We start from the raw sequence: 23,375 nt of genomic DNA on the forward strand, positions 1-23,375 counted from the left end.
CCTCCCTTTACGAAATGGTTTTTAGATTTTTCTTTATTTCATCAAGTAGATATTGGTTATTTTCGATAGTAATAGCACCGAGATGTCCGACTCTAAATATTTTACGACTTAATTCTCCTCCGTTAGGCATTACATAGATATCACTATTCATCTTAAGCGATTGAACAACTGATTCAGGGCTTATTGATGTAAGTGGAGTTAAAGCTGTTAATGCATTTGAAGGGCTCTTAGTAGGAATTTTAAAAGGCAACTTGATAATTTCATTTCTAAAATGCACTGCTAGTTCTCTAGTTTCTTTAATAATTTTTGAAACACTTTCCTTCTCAATATACTTCAATTTTTTATTCAATTGGATTAAATTACTTACGGCTGGAGTATAGGGGGTCTGCCCTCTTTCACCGTCAAACAAGTATTTGTTGAAGTTAAAGTAAACGCTTTTAAAGGAAATTTCGCTTACACGATCTTGTGCTTTTTTGTCGAGAACAACATAGGACATACCGGGCGGAAGACCTAATGCCTTCTGGGAGCTTATAATAACTGCATTAGCATTACTTCCTTCCATGTCAAAAGGATCGGCTAAATATGAACTAATTGCGTCTACCACTAGGAGTAAATGATTTTTTTTACAAAACTCCTTAACCAAGTTTATATCATAGAGTACACCTGTAGAAGTTTCATGTATATTAATGAGAAGTCCGGTAAAACCTTTTTTTTCGTAAGGAATTACATCATCATTAGTTAAATCTTCAAAGAAGTTTAATTTAATCTCTTTATAATGTAGACTGTGGATTTGGCAAATCTCCGTGAACCTAGAACCAAAAACTCCTCCATTTACAACAAGCAACTTATCTTCTTGATCAAACAAATTTAAAACGGTTGCTTCCATTGCAGCTGTACCAGAAGCAGTTAAAAAAACTACTCTAGAATCTGAAGGAGAGTTTATACTTTGTTTTAACAGCTCTTCACTTTCTAATGTCATGGCAGAGAATTCTTCATTCCTAAAGTAAGGAATTTGATTGGACCCTATCTCCAGTATTTCTTTATCAAGTGTGACAGGGCCGACTGTGAAATTTAACAATATAGCTCCTCCTTCTATATGTGTTGATGTATCGATGGTTTGACCGCCTTAGTTTAAATATATTTAAAGTATACACTAAGAGATATAAATAGTTATCTAAATCTTCTATATAGTTAACGACACGTATTCATTTCAATGGAAATTCACGGAAATCCCTATTCTTTATCCACACTTACTCCAAGATAGCGATCCTACCCCTAATCTAGCTAACAAGCATTGGGACCTAGTATCTCGAATTTAAGACCCCATGCATCTCCAACTGTTTATAAAGCGACGGTGAATTACATTTATCAGCAAAAACCCTCCTGCGACTGATTTAGGTCGTAGAAGGGATTTCTTTTATAAAGTATATTTCCATCAAAATAATTGAAATTTAGGGAATGGTATTAGGTGCTACGTCATGCTACTTTGAATTTAAGATAAAGATTATTTTCAAGAGCATGTAGCGCTTCGAATAAATCGATAGCTTTTCAGTAGACCTCTCAATCGATTTTCGTAAATGCTAAGAACCTTCGTTCACTCGGAGTTCGAATCGGCTGCTTGGATTCCATGAGTAAAAGAGCGAATTCCTACTTTCAGGTTGGAGAATTTATTTTCCAGGAAATCTAATGTTGTCATGTGGTTCCTTCTTTTTGGAAATATTCTATCCTAAGAAATTCCTGAGTTTAAAATATTCATTCTGTTATTAGTAAACAAGAATATTGAAACTATCATGTTAGATTTTTATGGTAGTTTCTTTACACAAGTAACTAGCAAAGCTATGCTATTTACTTTAATGATGTTCTAATCATAAATAGAACATAAGTGAAACCGTGGGCATTTAGATATGACGGAATTTTTCTCAATGTTATCTTTATTAAATTCGATTATTTATTATTTATTAGATGGTTTTTCTATTAAAAAGAATGTAAAAAGGGATTGGGTTTGTAAGCATTGTAATTCTTTGAACAAATCAAAATCCTATAACTGTCATAGCTGTGGTGCAAATAAAAAATAGATACACAATGAAAATATCGGCATATTAAAAAGCGCCTGGTTAAGAAACTACAATAAATGTTTCCTGCCCAGGTGCTTTTTTCTATTCTATCGTCCGAGAACATCGGGATTCAACAAGTTCGCTGGTTTCTTGCCTTCAAGTCCTGCTATAAGATTATCAGCAGCAAGATGCGCCATCGCGACTTCTGTTTCATGGGTTGAGGAGCCAATATGCGGCAAAGTGACGACGTTCTTCATCTGCAACAGCGGATTCTCGGGGTCGACAGGTTCTTGTGCGAACACATCGAGGCCAGCTGCGGCGATTTCATTTTGTTGTAGTGCATCGATTAGATCTTCTTCAATGATAGTGCTGCCACGTGAAATATTGAGGAATATAGCGGACGACTTCATTAGACGAAACTGTTCGCTGCCGATCATGCCCCGCGTTTCTTCGGTCAACGGGATTACGAGACAGACGTAATCAGATTCTTTCAGCAAATCGTCAAGATCCCTGTAAGATGCATCAAACCGTTCCTCCGCTTCCGGCTTCCTCGTTCTCGTATGATACAGGATGTCCATATCGAAGCCGAACCGCGCGCGTTTGGCGATTGCACTGCCAATACGCCCCATTCCAATGATACCGAGAGTTTTGTGATGGACGTCCACACCGTACCATTCATTCGGCAGAAGGCCTTTCCACAAACCTCGTTTAACATAACCATCAAGCTCAGGCATCCTCCGCGCCGTCGCAAGCATCAGCCCCATCGCCATGTCAGCCACAGTATCGTCGAGCACGCCAGGCGTATGGGTCCCCATCACACCGCGTTTTGTCAGATCGCCCAGTTCGAGATTGTTGTAACCGACAGATACGTTGCTGATAATTTTCAGATTCGGCGCTTTATCGAGTGTCGCTGCGTTCCCAGGAAAACCGATTCCGATCACGCCTTCCGCCTCACGCAAGAATTCAGGAAAATCGGCGTCGTTTTTTGGGTCTTTGAACAATCGAACGTCATAGTCCTCCGCTAGTCGATCATAAACCGGTTGCTCCAGCCGTCGATAGGCGAGTATTTTCTTTTTCATGTATATTCCTCCCTATAGGTTGATCCTTACTGTCAGTATACATGAATGGGTTCTGACAAATCATCTGCTTTCTTACCTTCTAGAGGAACTTTCATAGATAAACATATCTGTGCTTTAGACAAATGCGAGTATTTTAAAAGGTACCTGCGAGAGAAACTAACGTGTATGCTTAAACATTCATGAAAGTTTCGTTCACAGGTACCTTATGAAATTTTCAAGATCACTTTCCGCACAAGTTCTTTACAAAGTTTTTAATCCTCATTCTCCCCCAAATCCTCCATGTCCTTCGGGTAGTTCACCGTCCCAATTCTTTCCCCAGTAGCTTCATTCACTGAATGTATTGTCACATCCAGCTTGTCGGCATGTACTCCATCAAACAATTGATAGAACATACCCGCCATACCTAGACCTAGAACAGCGAATCCGTCGAAACTGTTCTCGAATACTTCTTGATCAACAACCATTGAAAATTCTTTGAAATTCTTGTCGTAGGTAATATCTTTAATAGAAGAAAACTCATCATTGCTGACTAAATCATCCGTATATTCAACCAGGTTGTTTTTCATCTCTGTCATTAATTCTTTATGCTTTGCTTTCGACATTTTATACGTAATTGTGTCATCTGAATTTACGGTCGCACTCTTCATGCCACTTTCTTTTGCGTTTGCTGCTACTTCATTTAGATCCTCGTCTGGAAAGAAGGATACCGGTATGGTTATTTCCACATCTAGCAAACCTTTGTCTACCGCCACTGCTCCATTCGTATCTTCTGATTTTTCCACTTCATCCGCTTTTTCACTTTGCTCTTGATTGCTATTCTTCACTTCATTTGATGAACAGCCCGCTATAAGAACTAGCATGAGTAATAATAGTGTAGCTACGTTCTTTTTCATTTTCCTCATCTCCCTATTTAGAATGACCTGTGCAGCTATGTGAGCGACAACCAGAACCCTTAAACATTCATGATAGTTTAATACATAGAAACACTTTTTCAATAACGCATATTTTAATTATTGCTGAAAACTCACATCAAACCTAAACGGCTCAATAGTAATTTCGTAATTATCACTAGAGCCTTCTGCATAGATTTGGAACTCTGTTGTATCCTCGCTTAAAGGTGGATATATTACTACACCGGACGTATTTGTTCCTGGTAGGATTTCGCTTTGAGGCTCCTCTAGATCCGATTCGTAATCACTTTCGTTTTCAAGTTGTTTTCCATCCGCGACTAGCTTAGAGTTGAAGCTATAAAAGCTGACTTTTTCACTAGATGTATTAGTTATTGTAAAAAACACTCGTGTTTGTTTCTCTGATAGTTCTACTTTCTCTACCTTCATTTCATAACCGTGTTGCTCTTTCGTTTCGTTAACTTCTATTGTCTGCAACGTAGGGGCCATAGCGTCTGTATAACCTATGATTTCTAATTCTGTTGCTTCAATCATCGGCATAGTGAGTTCTGCACCCATCATGTTTTCCCCCTTAAACTCATCTTTTATTATGCCTGTTATTTTTAGGTAGTCTTCATCAGATACTGAAAGGGATGCGTCAGGATAGAATACGATAGTATTTTGTTCATATTTCTCTGGATTTGCGTATACTTGCAAGTAAACGCCGTCGTCATCTTTTTCGGGCGTATTCATCACTCTGCCTATATAGCTGACTTCGTAGTTTTTGTACTTCTTTGGATTGGTGTACATTTTATCGAAATCTTCTGCTGCTAACACTTTGCCTTTTCCATCAGCTTGAGTTTCTTCAACTTCTTGTGCCGTGTCGTTCTTCTCTTCCTTCGCCTCATCAGTTCCGCATCCAGCCAATAATAAAACTGCTAAAGCACTTCCAACGTAAAATCTTTTCTTAAACATTTCATTCTCCTCCATTACTCATAAAATTATGTATTTCTACGACATCTGTTCAAATATGTTGCAAGTTAGCAACGTACAGACGGCATCTTGTGAGAAAAGTTTCAGATTATTTATACAAACTCTTTTATTAATCAATTCCAACTATCTCTTATACTTCATTTTAGTAGCTTTAAAAAAGAGCACCAAGCCCCAACACTATTCTAAATAGTGTCGAAACCTAGCACTCTTAACTCACTTGCTGTTTTTCATTTTTGTTATCTCGATTTCATAGTACAGCTTATGCTTAGTCGGCGCTTTCACATCCACCGCATAACGCACTTCTTTTCCGTTAGTTAAGCGGACTGTCGCGATATAGTTGCCGTGTCTATTGACGCGAATGAACACATCCGGTGAATCGATATATCCTTCAAAAGCCATATTGTCGGATATCACCACTCCATCGGTTTGGGCGAAACGAATACTTTCGACCTTTTCACCCGCTGCCATTTTCAGCCGTGCACGAGTCTTTAAAATTTCGCTCGGATGTTGAAGCTCGATCTTCAATCGACCGTTCACCTTTTTCACATCGACATAATATTTATCGTAATACCGTTTAATGTTTTGCGCTTCCATGCCATAATTACCACCGACTTGAAGTGTTCCTCTGCCCTCTTTAAGCGGCGTCAACTGTAAGCGGTCGCCTGTATAGCCAGCAGGTGTTTGTCTGCCTTTAATGATCGCTGCATGGTAGATTTCAGAGTTCGGAATGAATTCATCCGTATCCTCATCCGCCATGATTTCCGAAAATCGCATCATCATTCCGGACTTATCGCCTTGCGTTTTTATAGAATACGTATCAGGATACACGCGCTCCGTTGTCAGCATCAGTTTAGAAGCTTGCCCTCTTGTCACGAATTCATTGATGCCGAACCTCTCGGGTGTCACGCCTGAAGTGATGCCGAGTTTATACAGAATCAACACATTGGCACCGTGTGAATTAGTCGATTTCACATCATGGAAAGGATTTTCCTTAGAAATGAAATCAAAACGCGGCAAATCATATGCTTTAACAAGAATAGAAGCCAGTTGCCCACGTGTGACAGGATCATTCGGACCGAAATTGCCGTTCGCATAACCTGACATGATTTCTAGTTCTGCAAGCTTCGCGATGGAATTGTAATAGCCATTTGCTTTCGAAACATCCTTAAATCCTGGATCCTGTACATAATAATCCGGGTTTTCTTTCAGCAGCTTCACGATGATCGCTGCAGCTTGCCCGCGAGTGATGGGATTGCCTGGTTTGAACAGGCCGTCCGCATACCCCGTAATAATATGACGTTCCGCCAATTCATTAACCGCCTCCGCAAAGTGCTTTGTTTCAGGCACATCTGTGAACTTCTGGTTACTAGTGGCCATACTTGTTAATGGCAAACTCAGAGCGAGAGCTACCGTACTAAATGCTACCCAGATCTTTTTCATTGTGTTCCTTCCTTTCTGTTCTGTAATCATAAGTCAACGTACAGACGCTAAATTTCCAATATAGTTTCAAAGATTATTATTATTTTTTTGTATAATAGGGTTGGTATATATAGGTAAATAGAATCTTTTGAGCATAACGAATTTGAAGGACTTATTACACTTGAAGCGGCTGCTCAAGAAGCTATGCAAGGTTAAATTAAAACAGACTCCTGATTGGCTCACATGACGAAGTGGGCTGATCAGGAGTCTAGTGTATTGTTTAGGTATTCAAGTTAATTTCTCAAGTAACAGTTACAGTACGTCACAGATATTAACTTCTCAGTCCACGGCCTTTTTCAATCAAATACCAGTTGATTACGTAAAGCACTACGATAAACGTAATCGAAATGAGAATGGAAAATAAAATGGGAACGTCGATCACACCGAGAATCCCGAATCGGAATCCGGAAATCATGTAAACGATTGGGTTGAACTGTGAAATCACCTGCCAAAATGGAGGCAACATCGAGATGGCAAAAAACACCCCACCTAAGTAAGTCAACGGCTGAAGAATAAACGTAGGTACAATAGACACATCGTCAAATGACTTGGCAAAAATACCGTTCAACAGGCCGGCCAACGAGAACAGAATAGCCGTCATCAAAAACGTCAAGATGACCATGCTCCACGAGTGCACTTGCAACGGAACGAAAAACAGAGAGATGATCGTGACCAGTATCCCTACGAGAACACTTCTACCTATTCCTCCAATGACAAAGCCCCAAATAATAATATGAGTCGGTACAGGGGCAACTAATAGTTCTTCAATGTTCTTTTGAAACTTTTGCGAGAAAAATGATGACGAAACATTTGAGTAGGAACTGGTGATGACTGACATCATGATCAATCCTGGGACAATAAATTCCATGTAAGAGAATCCGTTCATTTCGCCAATCCGTTTACCAATCAAATTCCCGAAAATGATAAAGTACAAAGAAGTTGTGATGACTGGCGGGACCAATGTTTGGATCCAGATTCTTAAATAGCGGTTCGTTTCTTTGACCGATAGACCTTTTAATGCGGTTAAATATAATTTAAACATGTACATCCTCCACTACGCAGTTTCTTCTGTAAGCTTTAAAAATAACTCTTCTAATCGATTGGACTTGTTGCGCATAGATAACACTTTAATCCCTTGTTCTGTCAATTGGTTAAACACTTCATTGATCCCTTGATCACGTGCTACCTCTACAGAAAGAGACCCATCGTCCAGGAGTTCACTAGTATAACCTTTAATCACTGGCGTCTGTCCTGAAGGTTCGATATCTAAAATAATGGTTTCATATTGAAGCTTAGCGAGCAATGATTTCATACTAGTATCTTCAATCAGCTGCCCTTTTTGAATGATCCCGATATTACGACACAACATTTCGGCTTCTTCCAAGTAATGTGTTGTCAGAATAATCGTCGTGCCATTTTCATTCAATTCTTTAAGAAATGTCCACATCTCTCGTCTTAATTCAATATCTACCCCAGCTGTAGGCTCATCAAGAATAAGTAAGCGCGGTTCATGCATCAAAGCACGTGAGATCATCAGTCGACGTTTCATCCCTCCAGAAAGCATCTGGGCTTGAACATTTCGTTTCTCCCACAAATCAGACTGCTTCAAGTATTTTTCGCTACGCTTTAGCGCCTCTTTCCTAGACACACCGTAATAGCCCGCCTGATTCACTACAATCTGCTGAACCGTTTCAAACGGACTGAAGTTGAATTCTTGAGGAACCAGACCGATCTGCAGCTTGGCTTGCATTAACTGCGTATCCATATCATAGCCAAAGACATTCACTTTTCCTGATGTCTTATTGACGAGAGACGTCACAATTCCGATAGTTGTAGATTTGCCGGCACCGTTAGGACCTAAAAGAGCATAAAAATCCCCTTCCTCCACTTTCAAATCGATGCCACGCAAAGCTTCAACACCACCAGCATAGACTTTTTTTAGATCTTTAATTTCTAATGCGTATGTCATTCTATTTATCTCCTCACCATCTTTGTGATCGGGTTTATATAAATATCCATTTGCCAGTATACCATTCCTATAGTAGAGGTACCAGGTTCTCGCACCAGTCTGAATGGTGTTAAAACCTAGTATTTCACGATTCAACTCAATAAAGAAAGAGTACCAGCCATCGATATGGTGATCGATAGCTGGTACTTTAAGGTGCCTTGTTCCAATACATTTTCGGATTATAAAAACTAATATTTTTACCAGATGTAGTAGAAATCGTGAAAAATACTCGTGTTTGTTTCTCTGATAGTTCTAGCACGATAGCTCCGTTCAGACGGCAAAATGCAAGATAAGTTTAAAATTTTTATGCGCTCATATTATATTAAACAATTTTAGTTATCTTCTAGACTTCCAATTACTTCTGCCAATAACTCTACTCTTTTACTTTATTCTACATTAATCTATACGCTTTTAAAGTCAAATACTCCTTTCATTTCCTCGCTCCTCCCACAAAATCACCACCCCAACCCGCATAAAACAACAACAATAAGGACATGATGAATAAAACAGTAATGAAAAATCAATATATATGCGTTCCTACGCAAAATACCAAACAGTAAATGAGGTAGTGTATGGGCTTTTTCAAAAAGAAAGTGAATACTAAAGTACAATCCACTCCCCCTAGCCAAACGAAAGAAAATACTTCACCTAATGATCTAAAGACAAGTCTTCAAGACAATATACAATTTGTAAAAGATAGCCTTGGTTCGAGCACGGATATTGTCATTCGTGAAATTCGAATTGGTAAAGGTGGATCGGTAAAAGCAGGGATTTTCTATACTGACGGCTTAAGCGATACACCGGCATTGCAAAATTTCATCATGGAATCGTTGATGTTAGATATAAAAGGGACCCCGTTAGAGAAGAAGTTAACGCCTGAACAAAATCTCATAACTGCTTTAAAAGATTTTGCTATGACGGTGGGAGAGATTAAAGATCTAACCAATTTTGATGATCTTTTTACTTCTCTTTTATCTGGGGATGCTATTTTGTTAATTGATGGATATTCTGAAGGTTTGGTCATTGGAAATAAGCACTGGGTTGAGCGTGGGGTAACGGAACCAACGTCTCAGACAGTAGTTAGAGGACCGCGCGAAGGTTTTTCTGAAAATCTGCGTGTCAATACGGCATTGGTTCGTCGGAAACTGAAAGATCCAAGTCTTTGGATGGAGTCAAAAGTGATTGGGACACGGACGAAAACGAATGTTGCGATTATGTATATCCATGGCATTGCTGATGATAAAATCGTCGATGAAGTCCGTTTACGTTTGGACCGAATTGATATTGATGGGATTTTGGAAAGCGGTAATATCGAGGGGCTAATTGAAGATTCAACGTACTCCCCTTTCCCTACCGTTTTTAATACCGAACGTCCCGATACAGTCGCTGCAGCACTTCTCGAAGGACGCATAGCCATTTTAGTGGATGGAACTCCTTTTGTACTACTTGTTCCCGCACTATTCGTCCAATTTTTCCAATCTCCTGAAGACTACTATGTGCATACCGGTATTGGAAGTCTGATTCGACTTCTACGCTTCTTTGCATACGTGATTGCTTTGCTTGCACCCGCATCATTTATTGCGATCACCACTTTCCATCAAACGATGTTACCGTCAGCGTTGCTGCTTAGCCTGACAGCACAACGAGAAGGTGTGCCATTTCCGGCATTTATTGAAGCCGTCATAATGGAAATCACTTTTGAAATTTTAAGGGAAGCAGGCGTTAGGATGCCCCGCTCCATCGGTTCAGCCATGTCCATTGTAGGTGCGTTCGTAATTGGTACCGCAGCAGTCGAAGCAGGCATTATTTCAGCCGCAATGGTCATCGTCGTTTCCATAACCGCTATATCAAGTTTTGTTTCGCCTACTTACAACCTTGCGATATCTGCAAGGATACTCCGCTTTGGATTTATGGCACTAGCTGCTTCGTTTGGTTTATACGGTATTGCCATAGGTTTCGTAGCTCTGATTCTCCATTTATGCAGTTTACGTTCATTTGGTGTGCCTTATATGTCACCATTAGCTCCATTCAATGTTTCCGATCAAAAAGATACGTTGATTGTGGCACCTATATGGAAAATGTTTACCCGCCCACGCCTAACTAATCAAACAAATAGGGTAAGACAACAAAATCCAGCTTCCGCAAAGCCACAGCCACCCAAAAATGAAGATTAGGAAAGGGAGTATATGATGAAAAGGTGCATAGTTACTCTTCTGTTTCTCACTCTTTTCTTGTCTGGGTGCTGGGACAGGAGGGAATTAAATGAGCTGGGTATCGCAATGGCAATAGGAATCGATAAAATAGAAAATGAATACGTAATAAGTGCACAAGTGGTCGTACCTTCGGAAGTATCCATGAAGGCAAGTACGGGACGTTCTGCAGTCACTCTCTATACAGCAACCGGGGAGACTGTATATGAAGCCATTCGAAAAATGACAAAGAACGACCCACGAAAAATGTATCCGGGACATCTACAAATTCTAGTCATCAATGAGGACTTGGCTAAAGAAGGAATAGCCGAATCATTAGAATTGCTATCAAGGGATTGGGAGCTTCGATCGGACTTCTACGTAGTAGTTACGAAAGATATAACGGCTACTGAAGTATTGAATGTGACTACACCTATAGAAAACATCCCAGCTAATAAAATGTTTAATTCCTTAAAAACATCAGAAAAAAACTGGGCCGGGACAGAAGGCGTTATATTAGATGAGCTAGTAACCAATCTGATAAGTGACGGAAAGGAAGCGGTGTTAACAGGGATTCAAGTATTAGGTAACAAAGAAACAGGAACTAGCAAACAGAATGTGGAATCGATTACTCCATCTACGCGAATTGAGTATGATAATTTAGCTGTGTTTAAAGGAGATCAGCTAGTCGGCTGGTTAAATGAAGAAGAAAGCAGAGGCTACTCAGATATCACCAACACCGTTAAAAAAACCGTAACCTCTATTTCATGTCCTAAAGAAGGAAAAATCATTATAGATATTTTTCGATTTCATTCTAAAATTGTAGGTTCTATAAACAAAGGTGAACCTGAGGTGGATATCAAAATTGAAGCGGAAGGCAATATAGGGGAGGTTTTATGTTCAATTGATATTATGGAACCTGAAACCATTGACAAGCTAGAGAAAATTTATGAAGAAGAAGTGAAAGAGATTATTCATCAAACGATCGAGTCAGTACAAAAACAATATCAATCAGACATTTTTGGATTTGGTGAAGCTATTCACAGATCCAACCCGAAAGAATGGAACGAGATGAAAGAGCACTGGGATGAAAAGTTTTCCGATTTAACCGTGAATGTTCATATTGATATGAAAATTCGTCGCATCGGTACAGTAAATAATTCCTTCTTAAAAAAGATAAAGGACTAACTCATCATGATAAATAGTATAGGTATTCTCTTAATAGCAGCTGCCATTATCTGGTTTGATGTTCCCCCTCTCTTAGATAAAAAACAAAAAAAAGAATTGCTTGCGTTTTCTGTTTTTCTTACAATCGGAGTTGTATTAGGCATGGTGCTTGGATTTGGAAAGTCGATTCCAACACCACTGGACTTACTCACTTTTTTATTCACACTGTTAACTAACCTGATGGCTCCTTTGCTGAAGTAAAGATCTAAGTAAAGGGAAAGGTAGGATATGAAATAATGCAAAACGTAAAAATTAATCCATATCAATTTCTAATTTTGGTTATTTTCTTTACGGTTGGTACAGGCATCTTAATTGTCCCGTCAGTTTTAGCTACTGAAGCGAAGCAAGATGCTTGGATTGCAGCAATCGTGGGGACAGTAATCGGCTTATTAGTCATATGGCTATTCACAACTATATCTCTTTGGTTCCCACACCTAACCTATATCCAAATCAATGAAAAGATATTTGGTAAATGGATAGGAAAAGCTGTTTCCGTACTATTCGTATCCATGGCCACTCTTTACACATCTAGTCTTTTGTATTACTCGGCGACATTTATAATGACCAATATGATGCCTAACACTCCAGTAGTAGCCCTGAATATTCTAATGATGGGGATCGTCGTAATGGGCGTCCGGCTTGGATTGGAAACGATCGCTCGTTCTGCAGAAATTTTTATTGTCGTATTTTTTGTCCTTTTTCTCATTTTAGCGGTGTTTATTTCACCTCAAATCAAGTTTGAAAATTTACAGCCTGTATTTGAGGCAGGGACCAAAACGATCGTTCAATCCAGCATCTATTTTATTACCTCTTCCTCTGTCAACGCGATTGTGTTATTGATGATCTTCCCCGCTTTGATTAATAAAGTGAAACAAGCAAAAAAGTCATTTCTACTTGGAAACTTAATAGGTGGAATCTTCATCCTCATTTTTACATTCTTAAGTGTTTCGGTAGTAGGTGCCGATGATACAGCTAGACAGATTTATCCTAGCTATGAATTGGCCAAACGAATTAATGTTGGGGATTTTGTACAGCGCATTGAAGAATTGATGGGTTTCCTTTGGTTTATCGCCCTCTATTTTAAGACGATTCTTTATTTTTATGCTTCTGTTTTAGGCATTGCACAACTATTAAATTTGAAAGACTACCGCCCTTTAACGTTACCCTTAGGCATGTTGGCCATTATACTCTCTCTTGTGATCTATCCTAACGTCGTCTACCAAAAAGAAGTGGAACAATCGACTGAAATATATTTCTCTATTACTATTGGACTGTTCTTTCCTCTTTTGCTCGCTATCGTATACGCATTTCGAAAAAATAAATTGAAAAAGGAACCCGATAGCCCTTAGTGAATCCGCTTAGGAATTGATGGTACATCAAGTAATCCAGCTCATTTGCTAACGTGAAGATGAGCTGGATTTTGATGTAAAAAGATCAAAATGTACATATCAGCTACAGAGTATCTCTTATTGACTTACTTCCCACTACCGCCTTTCCCCCACTATACAAACCGCCAGCAGATAATCCCATGACAATTCCACTCAATACTCCACTAGCCCAGTCCTCTGGAAATACATATACGACTCCGCTTGCTACACCAAGTACTATCGATACAACCGGACACAATTTCTTCGGCAGCCCATAGCCTTTTAACGCATCCACCAATCCGACGATCACTGGGACCAACACCATATCTGTTATTTCCACAACCCTCTCTCCTTTCCTTTATAACATACGTTGCACTAAGCGCTTCCCTGCTTCTACATGACCAACGTACACCGGAAACTGCATCACTCGTTTTCGGTACTCATACAAACTTTCTTCTTCGCCTGATTCAACAAAGGTTAATAAATTCGGCATCAATCTGTCGGCATGTGTGACTTTCACACCGGTCTCGCGAAACGTTTCGCTATGTAACCGATAAGCGTCTGCCTCTTTCTTGCTAAGATAAAACGCATACCAATTCGGTTGCTTACTTTCCACCACAAAGAGTTTGATGTCTCCAATACGCAATATGTTTTCTTTCATCGATTGCTGAATCGCTTCCTGATCGAATTCGATTTCTTTCAATTTCTCGCTGTCTTCCTCCATACGGATTTTTTGATTGCTGATTGCCCAGAAGATGCTGTGGGCGGTTAGGGACATATCGGTATCGATCGCGTAATCGAATAGTTCTTCAACTGTGATCATGTGTAGCCTCTCCTTTTTTAACCTTGTAGGTCTCTGAGTCGACCCGTATCTTTGTCGTAGTGGACGGTGAAGCTGCCGACTGGGCCATTGCGGTGTTTGGCAACGGTAATATCCAGATGATTCGATACTTCCGAGTCCTGGTCGTAGTAGTCATCCCTGTAAAGGAAGCACACGACATCAGCATCTTGTTCGATGTTGCCTGAGTCACGTAAGTCGCTCATCATCGGGTGTTTGTCTTGACGTTGTTCGACGGCTCTTGATAGCTGCGACAAGACGACGACCGGGCAGTTAAATTCTTTCGCCATGGATTTTAGATCTGCGCTAATTTGACCGATTGCTTGATTTTGATTGTTCGCTGTTTCTTCCGGTCGGATGATCTGCAAGTAGTCGACGAAGATGATCGGACGCTTTTCTGGATTTGCTTTAATGATTTTACGGGCTGCTGCTTTCATTTGGCTCACTTTTAATCCGCTTCGGTCGTCGATTCGGATCATAGCACTTTGCAGGAGTTCTAGCGCCTTCATCCAGCTATTCTTTTGTGAATCAGGAAAGTACTTATACGGATCGCGCATTTTCAAACGACTGTATCCACCAACTGAGGCAATGAGTCGGTCTGATAGTGTTTTACGGCTCATTTCGAGTGAGAAAATCATTAGCAAATGATTAGCCAATCCAGCAGTAAGTGCGAAATGATTGAGTGTGTCCGTCTTGCCCATCGATGGTCTCGCCGCAATGACAATGAATTCACCATCTCGGAATCCGTTCAGTACATAATCCATAGACTGTAAGCCCGTACTTATTCCTGTCATGTCCGGTGCTTTGATGAATGGTTGTTCGTATTGAGATGCAAGATAGTTGTCGAGTAACTCCAGTTCCACGGATGCATGATCACTATCCAGTTCGTCTAAAGCATTCTGAACCTTCCCAATCACCCACTGCTCGGCCAACGCTCGCTGCAAAGTCTTTTCCGTTTCAATCTTCTTATACTTGTTAATCACGATATCCAAGTATTCGTCAAAGCGATCCGGGTTCGCAAAGCGACGTAAATCCGATACATAATTTGCTCCACCTAGTTCTGCTGGTTCACGTGTCGTCAGAATGGTAATGAAGTCGACTGAGCGTCCCTGTAATGCCAATCCTTTCATGGACAGATAAATACTTCTGTGTAGCTGTGTCTCAAAGAAAGCTACTTGGATTCCACTGTCGAGTATTAGATAGTTTTCTTGCATCATCGTACCGAGAAGACTTTTTTCTACTAGTTCGTTCATCATACGTGATCATCTCCTTTCGTGAAATCTAGCACTGGCGGAACGAGCGGGCGTCTTTTCGGTTTCTTCGACAAAGTCTGTTCGTTCACATAATTTTCGAAGTTACTTGCGCTAAACAACGTCGCAGGCCGCAAGTATTGGTTGAATTCTGGTAGATGCAACCACTGATTTGTTTTGAGGTCGATGACACGTATGAAATCTTCTTGTGTATATCCCTCGCTCAATCGATCGTTGATACATTTTCGAGTAGTAACGTTTTCAGTTTTGAACTGTTTTGCGGTTTTGTTATTTAAGTACTCAATAACAGAATGGAGGACGTCGAGATTCATCTCGACACTCTTTTTATTCTTTATTATTAAAGGTTCTTTAAGTTCTTTAGTTATTGGCTTGCCCAATTCCGACACCTGGACTTGCTTAACATCGACACGTGCAGATGGCGGTGTTGAGCAAGCGATTTGCCCGATTCCGAACGAAGTTTTTGGAAATAACGTATAGTCAATTCGATACCATTTCGTTTTATCAATTTTCATATGGTTGTGTTGATCCGTTGAAATGAGATAGCCCTTATTTTCCAAATCATAAATTATACGGCGAATCGTATTTGTAGACCAAAACGTAAACTCTTTTGTCCAGTCCACATACGTCTTATAGACCCATTTATGACCGTCCTTACTATTTTTGGAAACAAGCGAACGGAAGTGTAATTGCTGTAAAAATAGTGCGCCATTTATTCCCACTTCGTGTACAAGCGATGGTAATAACGGAATCGTCTCTTCTTCAATTAATAATTTCATATGGTGGTCCCCCTAAATTTGTTGTAAGAGTACGCGTTTCGCACTCCTTACACTCCATATAGAAAGTTTTTCAGGAAAGGATACTCATTTTGAAAATTAATTTTACGAAATTTAAAAATGAGTTGAAGTAATGTACTCCAACCCCTTGTAACGTATCGCTTTTCTTCACACACATATCGCATAATTAATTCGATAATATTTCGATGTACTTCCTTCTCTGCCGGTCATTACGTCCAAATAGCCGATGGTTTCCAAATTCAAAAGAATGCTTTCGATCATCTTGAGCGACCAGAATGGGAACATCTCTTGCCATTCATTTGCCGTTTTATAAATCCAGCAATCTTGATTTTGTTCATTTTTCAAGCTGTAAACATACGCATGAATTTCTTGCAATGCGAGGTATTCATGCCAGGCGTTTTGTTCCACTAATAAATTCGGCGTTTTTAAATAGTGCATAGTAGCGGTTTGTCTCATATCCCATTCCCCCTCGATGTAACTTGCTCGTTTCATACGTTATATAGCGAGATTTATAGAGAGGGATACACAAAAAATAAACCGGTCGCTTTTACTACAAGCGGTCAGTTTATGATCTTTACTGATTGGGTGCTCAATCTCACCCACAAGTGTCGTGCCGTGTTATCGTTCCATTGATACTCCAATGAATGCTATACTAAGATACGTTGAAAACAGACTGCTTTAAGCTATCATCATCGATAGACATGGTTGTAATGATTTTCCAACGATTTCAGTTTTCTACTGCAGAAGAATAGCCGCTGAGGAAGTAATTGGGGGTGCCTAGTTACGCATAGAAGTATTTGCAGTTTTTAATCATTCATCCATATCGTCAAATCAAAAATCTGCTAAATGAGTGCTTTGCAGCGTGTATCATTCATGCTTCTTTTAAACTTAGCTACAACTCATTCGAATCATGCAATGGATCATTTCATCACCGTTTACAAGACATGCTCTTCGAATTTCACATAAAGAATGACATTACATAAAACTGCACATACTAATTTGCAGTTGGAAATGGGGGATTATATTGAATATCACAAAAGTATTCTGGTATAGCATAGTCATATGTATAGCAATTGTACTTTGGGGATCTATTGCCCCTGAACATCTAAATGGATTAACCGCATCTATGACAAGTTTTATTTATACTCATTTTGGTTGGTTTTATATGCTCGTCATTGTTGCCATGATAAGCTTTTGTTTTTATATGATGTTCTCACGTTTTGGTAAAATCAAACTAGGAAAAGATAGTGATCAACCAGATTACAGCTTACCAGCATGGTTTGCCATGTTATTTAGTGCAGGTATGGGAATTGGGCTCATGTTTTTTACAACAGCAGAAACGATTTCACATGCTTTCATTAAATCACCAAACGCTGTGCCGGGATCAGAACAGGCGATTTTGGATTCTATCCAATATACATACTTACACTGGGGTTTTCATGGCTGGGGATTATATGCCGTTGTCGGTCTGATCTTCGCTTATTTTAAATTTCGTGTCGGTGCACCTGGGTTAATTAGCGCAACACTTGAACCATTATTTGGAGAAAAGGCTATGCGTGGTCCATTCGGGCAAATAATTGATACCCTCGCTATTTTCGCAACCGTTGTCGGCGTTGCCTCCACACTTGGATTTGGCTCAGCACAAATTAATAGTGGGTTAACCTATGTATTTAATACACCCAACACTTTTTGGTTTCAGTTGCTTATTTTGGCGATTGCGACTGTCATTTTCATCCTATCTGCTTGGTCAGGTATTGGAAGTGGTATAAAATACTTAAGTTCAATTAACATGTGGCTTGCCATCATACTATTATGCGCACTATTTGTAGTTGGTCCATCGATGTATATTTTAAATATGTTCACAACGGGTATTGGTAATTATATAAGCAACTTTATTCAAATGAGCTTCGAGTTAAAACCAGAAAACACAGAACAACGAGCCTGGATTAACGATTGGACAATTTTTTATTGGGCATGGTGGATCTCTTGGGCTCCATTTGTTGGAATGTTTATTGCTCGCGTATCAAAAGGACGTACCATCAAACAATTTATTACGGGTGTATTAATCGCCCCTACACTTGTGACCATGGTCTTCTTTGCTGTTTTTGGTGGTTCAGCATTGAATATAGAGCGAAACGGTATTGCCAAGTTATCTGAATTAGCTACAGAAACGGTGACATTCGGTATGTTGCAGCAGTATCCATTTGGAACCGCACTTTCATTCTTGACGATCATCGTCATTGCGATATTCTTTATTACGTCAGCCGATTCAGCCACGTTTGTACTTGGTATGTTCAGTACCGGTGGTCAGCTAAATCCATCCAACTCAGTGAAAATCATTTGGGGTTTACTACTTTCATCGATGGCTGCCATTGTCATGTATTACGGAGGGATTGGCGGATTTCAGAACATGCTTATTATTGCTGGTTTACCTTTTTCCATTATTCTTATTTTGATGCTCCTGTCTTTTTACAAGACAATCAAGAAAACACGGTAAATGGTAGTATAGACTATATTTTAGATGAGGCGGAATCATAGATGAAGCTATTAAACGTTCGTAAAGGTCAATTCGTTTATTATAAAAATAAATTACACAAAGTATATTCTATAAAAACGTTCCTTCAAAAGTCGGTTCACCTCATTCGGTTGGAAGATTATGAACAAGAATTGGCTACAGCGAAAAACATTGATTATTATAAACCAAGACATTTGGATAGTTTTGTTTTCCTTAAAAAACGTTATACACTTGATAAAAACGTCAAAGCTAAAGTTGGCGATTACATTTTAGTTATCAATCCAAAGCCTGATTTGCTCGATTTCCATCATCTTCATGCAATAGAACTCGTTTCATCGATTGAGAAAAATGGCATAGTTAGTAGTAAATCTAATGGCATTAAACATCATGAATATTGGGTGATGGTACCTGGGCTTATGGAAGGTGCAACGGATATTGACTTACAAAATCCAGCGGTAGATGTAGTGGATGAACACGTATTAAATGAGACAGAAGCCGAATTGCTGGAAACGCATATACCGAAAGTCGGGGATGTGTATCAAAAAAATGATAGTGTGCCTTTTAAAGCGATGATCATCGCAATTAAAGGGGAAAACGTCTTTTTAGGTGGCAATGTAGAAGTGGAAATGAGTGAGTTAATAGATAATGAAGAATGGAGTTATGTACCAAGTATATTGAACTAGTAATTTGAGATGACAATGGAATAGTTGCCTATTTCTAATGCACAACGTTACTAAACGTTGTGCATTAATTTGTATTAATGGATCTAGATACTGAATGAATCCAGTCGGAAATATCCTGAATCACTTGTTGATCAATATGCTGTGCAACGTTATACTCTTTCTTTGCTTTTCGTATTTCACCATAAACAGATGGCATGAACGCATGATTCAAATTGGGATAAAGTTTATACTTAACCTTTGGATGATCTCCCAAAATTTCCTGATAACCGTTAAAATCATTATCCACTGAAACATGGAAGTCTTTCTCTCCTTGTAGAATGAACAAAGGCTTATTTAATGCAAGTAAATATTTAGCAGATGGATGTTCACCCATTTCTTTCAAATAGTATGCTCTAACATGTTTCCCCAAAACTTTAGTTGTTTTTGCTTCTTCATCGCTTAGATTATAGATGTTCTCAAATTTTGTCGATAACGCTGCTATTTGTTTACTCGCAATTACTTTCAAAAATTTATTAAGTGAATGTAATACTTGATTATTTTGATCTATTAAGATTTCTTCCAATTTGCGTGGGGACCCAGCCATTATTACAATCCCAGCAAACTTACCACCTTCTGCATCAATTCTTGGGGCCAACATTCCACCTAAACTATGACCAATAATGAATATTTGGTTTGCATCAATACGTGAATCTTCTCGTAAAAAATTAGCGGCGAGAATTGCATCTTCGATCGTTTCTTCTTTTACAGATAGGGCACTATCTTTTTTCATTTCTTTGCCGTAGATGAATGTTCTCTTATCAAATCGTAGGACGGCAATTCCCTGTTTCGACAAACCATCAGCAAGATCCTTAAAAGGATAAATGTTTCCGATTTTTTCATCCATATTGCTTGGACCAGAGCCATGCACCAATACAACTCCAGGTATCAATTTATTCGATTCATCAGGAATGGCTAAAATTCCGTTTAGTGGATACTTTGTTTTGGCACCGATCACAATCATTTCATCCGTCATTCTGTTCCCTCCTTAAATGGTCAATCAATATACGAATTATAATAGTTTCGTATAGTATGCACCGCTGACATAACGTTATTCTTAACTTGGATAGGCTTCTTTCAGATAAATGACAGTTTGCTTAATTAATTCCACCAATACTTCTATATCAATATCGTCTACTTTATTTATATACACACATGATTTTCCGGTTGTATGTTTCCCGAAACGTTCCAATAACGCACTTCTATGTTTTTCCCCCGGAGTAACATATAAGCTGATTTTAGCCTTTCGTGGTGAAAAGCCAACAATCAGTGCATCCCCTTCGTGTCCAGATTTATATTTGTAATGATATTTGCCAAATCCTATAATACTTGGTCCCCACATTTTAGCTTCATAACCTGTTGCATCTGTAAATATATCTAATAACCTAAATGCATCTTCGCGTTTTTTAGGTTGTTCTACGTTTTCAATAAATTCTATAACACTGCTGTCAGTTTCTGTAGTTTTTAATTTGTACATCATCTAAACTCCTTTAAATGCTAGATGTTAGTTACTCGTTTAAAGTTGAAGAAATTCTTTCCCTAACACCGTAACATTATGTATTATTCAATGGCCATCAGAACTTCCAGTGTATAGGCTTCCGCCCCCAATGCATGAATATAACGTTCCAATCCAAAGCTTTCTCTAATCCGTATCCCAGGTTTATTTATCAGTTCTGAAAATACATAAGGTATGCTCTCTATTCCGTCCAATACGTCTGCTACAATAAATTTGCCGTTTGGAATCACTATTTCTTGCAAGTCGGGTATCCCTATACAGTGCTCTTTTTTGATACCTGCTAAATAATGAATGAAACCATCCTCTATTGCTATGGTAATGCCAAAGGATTCATCAGCCAGTTTAACATTTGGATATTTCTGCAGTTCTTCGTTTAATCGATCCCACAACTTCGGAATCTCCGAAATAGGTCCTTTCATTTCAAAACCTTTCACTGTGAATGATTCCATATATATTATTCGTGTTTCCATTGACTTCACTTCCTACTCATTACTTAATTATGATCTTCTTCTGAAATTACAGTAAACGTTACAACTACTATTATTTTTTTCAACAAATGTTTATCTTGAATGAACTTATGATCCAGTACTTCTTAAGTTTAAAAACAGCACACTAATTGGTAAAGAGTATCCTTTAGTGAGCTGTTTAATATCTCTTATTTTATACTAATTGTGCCTGTAGACTTAGTTGCAGCTAAATGTAGTTATTGTTCCAACATTTTTTTGAGTTGCTCACCAAAATTCATCCAACTATATTTAGCTCCTTTCAGTGCTCCTTTTGTTGCTTTTGTTTGTTCACTGAAGCCGGTTTGTTCAAAATGTACTCGTGTAGCAACTTCTGATTCTGCTTTTAATGTCCATGTAATTATAGTGGTTTCCCCTGCGCTTGCCCACTTGTAAGAGAGGATATAAGGCTCCTCTACTTCGAGCACCTCACCATCCACGATGCCATCCCACCATTCATTTGGCTCTGAACGAAATTGGAAGGCTTCTCCTATTACTGGCTTAAAATCATTTTTCCAAATCCATTTTTTCAATATATTTGAATCTGTTAATGCCTTCCACACTTGCTCAACTGAACTTGTCATTTGAAAATCTAATGATACGTCTGCCATTTTCTATTCCTCCAATATTCTCTTATAGACGATACGTCTTCCATACTCAAATTCTCGCAAATAACCATCTGAATTTTTAGTTTGAAGTTATCGGTAATTTCGTACAAAAGGTAAGTCTTACGCATCCGCTAACACTATTTTCAACCCATCGGTAAGTCCAGTTGCCAAGAAACACCAAACTGGTCATTTAGCCAACCAAACTTCTTACTGAATCCATAGTCCCCCAACGGCATAAGTTCTTGTCCATTCATCAATAATTTTTCATTGCTTCTTCTGCGTTGCCTTCTTGAAACATTAAGAATGGCGTCACTTTTTTCATTGGTGATCATTCCTTTCTTGTTATGTCAAATAAGTTATTATTGCTATCGAATTTTTTATAACCTAACTAGTATATTACCCAATATACCATTAAGTAATACGAACATTCTTTGTGGAATTCATTTTCAACTTTTGTTGCAAATGAACCACTTTCTCTATATACCTGTACTAGTGATTCATCGCTATTTTTGCCTTTACAACGTATAATGAGGTAACAGAAGAAGATTTATTTATTCTTTAGTTTAAAAAAGAGGTGCAATGACTTGAAACAATTTGAAACAACATTACCTGAGCAGTATGAAGCATTAAAAAAACAGGCCAATTATACGTCTAGCTGGCGAGATCGTTTGGAAGCAGTCAAAACGTTATCGGATTATAAACATGACAAAGTCATAGATTTATTAAAAAACCGCATGCAGCATGACACTGTCCACCAAGTGCAAGTAGCAGCGTATGAAGCACTAGCAGCGTTTGGCGAGGATGTAGAGAAGCCAGCGCCTGCACGTTTTGACATTATCAAAAACACAGACAAGATCTTCTTGCGCGTAAAAAAAAGCTTGCCGAAAGATCATACCGTGGCAGACTTTGCGGATAAATTAAAACGTATGCGTATAGATGTCTTTGATGCATATGAAGGCGACAAAGGTGCAGAATTTATGAACTGGTTAGAGCAACGTTGGGCGAAGCTGTAATATGAAAGAAAGCCATTTTCTCAGCAGAGAAAATGGCTTTCTTTATTTCACATTTACATTAAAATCATCCACTTCAAAATTCCTTCACCCGTAGCAGCCTTCTATTTCTCTTTGTCGCCAAATCTGCCAGTCTAACCGGGATAGGTGTTCGACTTTCATTATTGATTAATTCCATAGTAATAGGTAAGCGTCAAATAGTGAACACATATTAATAGAAGAAGATTCGTGAGATACTCCTCCCATAGAACACATTTTGGGAGGTATTTATTTGAAAAGAAAAGAGAAAGAAGCATACTGGTCTGCGAAGATCGATGA

Annotated in this window: 23 protein-coding genes and 1 pseudogene; 7 read left to right on the plus strand and 17 right to left on the minus strand. The window is 38.9% G+C overall.

Annotation, left to right across the window (positions count from 1 at the left end; genetic code table 11):
- Positions 1-7: 7 nt before the first annotated feature.
- The 7 genes from CSV76_RS08635 to CSV76_RS08665 form a co-directional block, all read right to left on the minus strand.
- Positions 8-1,078, minus strand: coding sequence for a pyridoxal-phosphate-dependent aminotransferase family protein (locus CSV76_RS08635; protein WP_099625294.1), 1,071 nt, complete (start codon positions 1,076-1,078; stop codon positions 8-10).
- A 1,083-nt stretch (positions 1,079-2,161) separates the two neighbouring features.
- A complete protein-coding gene (locus CSV76_RS08640) occupies positions 2,162-3,133 on the minus strand; it encodes a 2-hydroxyacid dehydrogenase (RefSeq protein WP_099625295.1) in 972 nt (323 codons plus the stop codon).
- A gap of 251 nt (positions 3,134-3,384) precedes the next feature.
- Positions 3,385-4,026, minus strand: coding sequence for a hypothetical protein (locus CSV76_RS08645; protein WP_099625296.1), 642 nt, complete (start codon positions 4,024-4,026; stop codon positions 3,385-3,387).
- A gap of 117 nt (positions 4,027-4,143) precedes the next feature.
- Positions 4,144-4,995: a DUF4352 domain-containing protein gene (locus CSV76_RS08650; protein ID WP_099625297.1), complete on the minus strand. Its 852-nt coding sequence runs from the start codon at positions 4,993-4,995 to the stop codon at positions 4,144-4,146.
- 231 nt (positions 4,996-5,226) lie between these two features.
- On the minus strand, positions 5,227-6,453 hold the full coding sequence (locus tag CSV76_RS08655; RefSeq protein WP_158232769.1) for an S-layer homology domain-containing protein: 1,227 nt from the start codon (positions 6,451-6,453) through the stop codon (positions 5,227-5,229).
- Positions 6,454-6,763: 310 nt separating this feature from the next.
- On the minus strand, positions 6,764-7,534 hold the full coding sequence (locus CSV76_RS08660; protein ID WP_099625299.1) for an ABC transporter permease: 771 nt from the start codon (positions 7,532-7,534) through the stop codon (positions 6,764-6,766).
- Positions 7,535-7,546: 12 nt separating this feature from the next.
- Positions 7,547-8,461 (minus strand): ABC transporter ATP-binding protein, encoded by a 915-nt coding sequence (locus CSV76_RS08665; protein ID WP_099625300.1) that lies wholly within the window; start codon positions 8,459-8,461, stop codon positions 7,547-7,549.
- Between the two features lie 611 nt (positions 8,462-9,072).
- Here CSV76_RS08665 and CSV76_RS08670 point away from each other — a divergent pair.
- From CSV76_RS08670 to CSV76_RS08685, 4 genes are read left to right on the plus strand one after another with little or no spacing between them, the layout of a single operon-like run.
- Complete coding sequence (locus CSV76_RS08670; protein WP_099625301.1) at positions 9,073-10,674, plus strand: spore germination protein; 1,602 nt, start codon at positions 9,073-9,075, stop codon at positions 10,672-10,674.
- Positions 10,675-10,689: 15 nt separating this feature from the next.
- Complete coding sequence (locus CSV76_RS08675) at positions 10,690-11,877, plus strand: Ger(x)C family spore germination protein (RefSeq protein WP_099625327.1); 1,188 nt, start codon at positions 10,690-10,692, stop codon at positions 11,875-11,877.
- Positions 11,878-11,883: 6 nt separating this feature from the next.
- Positions 11,884-12,117, plus strand: coding sequence for a hypothetical protein (locus CSV76_RS08680; protein ID WP_099625302.1), 234 nt, complete (start codon positions 11,884-11,886; stop codon positions 12,115-12,117).
- Positions 12,118-12,152: 35 nt separating this feature from the next.
- Positions 12,153-13,265: a GerAB/ArcD/ProY family transporter gene (locus CSV76_RS08685; RefSeq protein ID WP_233204440.1), complete on the plus strand. Its 1,113-nt coding sequence runs from the start codon at positions 12,153-12,155 to the stop codon at positions 13,263-13,265.
- Positions 13,266-13,368: 103 nt separating this feature from the next.
- Here CSV76_RS08685 and CSV76_RS08690 read toward each other — a convergent pair whose 3' ends face one another.
- From CSV76_RS08690 to CSV76_RS08710, 5 genes are all read right to left on the minus strand, one after another.
- Positions 13,369-13,623, minus strand: coding sequence for a hypothetical protein (locus tag CSV76_RS08690; protein ID WP_099625304.1), 255 nt, complete (start codon positions 13,621-13,623; stop codon positions 13,369-13,371).
- A gap of 18 nt (positions 13,624-13,641) precedes the next feature.
- Positions 13,642-14,106 (minus strand): hypothetical protein, encoded by a 465-nt coding sequence (locus CSV76_RS08695; RefSeq protein WP_099625305.1) that lies wholly within the window; start codon positions 14,104-14,106, stop codon positions 13,642-13,644.
- A 17-nt stretch (positions 14,107-14,123) separates the two neighbouring features.
- Positions 14,124-15,377 carry a replicative DNA helicase gene (locus CSV76_RS08700; protein ID WP_099625306.1) on the minus strand — a complete coding sequence of 418 codons (1,254 nt, stop codon included), beginning with the start codon at positions 15,375-15,377 and terminating at the stop codon, positions 14,124-14,126.
- Positions 15,374-16,168, minus strand: coding sequence for a conserved phage C-terminal domain-containing protein (locus CSV76_RS08705; protein ID WP_099625307.1), 795 nt, complete (start codon positions 16,166-16,168; stop codon positions 15,374-15,376). The genes CSV76_RS08700 and CSV76_RS08705 overlap by 4 nt, the downstream gene beginning before the upstream one ends.
- 165 nt (positions 16,169-16,333) lie before the next feature.
- Complete coding sequence (locus tag CSV76_RS08710) at positions 16,334-16,642, minus strand: hypothetical protein (RefSeq protein ID WP_099625308.1); 309 nt, start codon at positions 16,640-16,642, stop codon at positions 16,334-16,336.
- 565 nt (positions 16,643-17,207) lie between these two features.
- Between CSV76_RS08710 and CSV76_RS08715 the strand changes: the two genes are divergently transcribed.
- Both CSV76_RS08715 and CSV76_RS08720 read left to right on the plus strand, forming a co-directional pair.
- A complete protein-coding gene (locus tag CSV76_RS08715; protein ID WP_085426309.1) occupies positions 17,208-18,683 on the plus strand; it encodes a BCCT family transporter in 1,476 nt (491 codons plus the stop codon).
- 41 nt (positions 18,684-18,724) lie between these two features.
- Entirely contained in the window at positions 18,725-19,384 is a 660-nt protein-coding gene (locus CSV76_RS08720) for a hypothetical protein (RefSeq protein WP_085426310.1), read from the plus strand.
- 64 nt (positions 19,385-19,448) lie between these two features.
- On the opposite strand, the gene CSV76_RS08725 is transcribed toward CSV76_RS08720, so the two are convergent.
- The 5 genes and pseudogenes from CSV76_RS08725 to CSV76_RS08745 all read right to left on the minus strand — a co-directional run.
- A complete protein-coding gene (locus CSV76_RS08725; RefSeq protein ID WP_099625309.1) occupies positions 19,449-20,396 on the minus strand; it encodes an alpha/beta hydrolase family protein in 948 nt (315 codons plus the stop codon).
- An 81-nt stretch (positions 20,397-20,477) separates the two neighbouring features.
- Positions 20,478-20,897, minus strand: coding sequence for a DUF1801 domain-containing protein (locus CSV76_RS08730; RefSeq protein WP_099625310.1), 420 nt, complete (start codon positions 20,895-20,897; stop codon positions 20,478-20,480).
- A gap of 83 nt (positions 20,898-20,980) precedes the next feature.
- Positions 20,981-21,406 (minus strand): GyrI-like domain-containing protein, encoded by a 426-nt coding sequence (locus CSV76_RS08735; protein ID WP_085426313.1) that lies wholly within the window; start codon positions 21,404-21,406, stop codon positions 20,981-20,983.
- Positions 21,407-21,639: 233 nt separating this feature from the next.
- Positions 21,640-22,050 (minus strand): SRPBCC family protein, encoded by a 411-nt coding sequence (locus CSV76_RS08740; protein ID WP_099625311.1) that lies wholly within the window; start codon positions 22,048-22,050, stop codon positions 21,640-21,642.
- Between the two features lie 140 nt (positions 22,051-22,190).
- Positions 22,191-22,313 (minus strand): annotated as a pseudogene (locus tag CSV76_RS08745) (VOC family protein); the annotation flags it as partial.
- A 318-nt stretch (positions 22,314-22,631) separates the two neighbouring features.
- On the opposite strand from CSV76_RS08745, the gene CSV76_RS08750 reads away from it, so the two are divergent.
- Positions 22,632-23,060, plus strand: a complete 429-nt coding sequence (locus CSV76_RS08750) for a HEAT repeat domain-containing protein (protein WP_099625312.1) — start codon at positions 22,632-22,634, stop codon at positions 23,058-23,060.
- Positions 23,061-23,375 lie beyond the last annotated feature (315 nt).

The sequence above is a fragment of the Sporosarcina sp. P17b genome, from assembly GCF_002743115.1.
Lineage (GTDB): Bacteria > Bacillota > Bacilli > Bacillales_A > Planococcaceae > Sporosarcina > Sporosarcina ureae_C.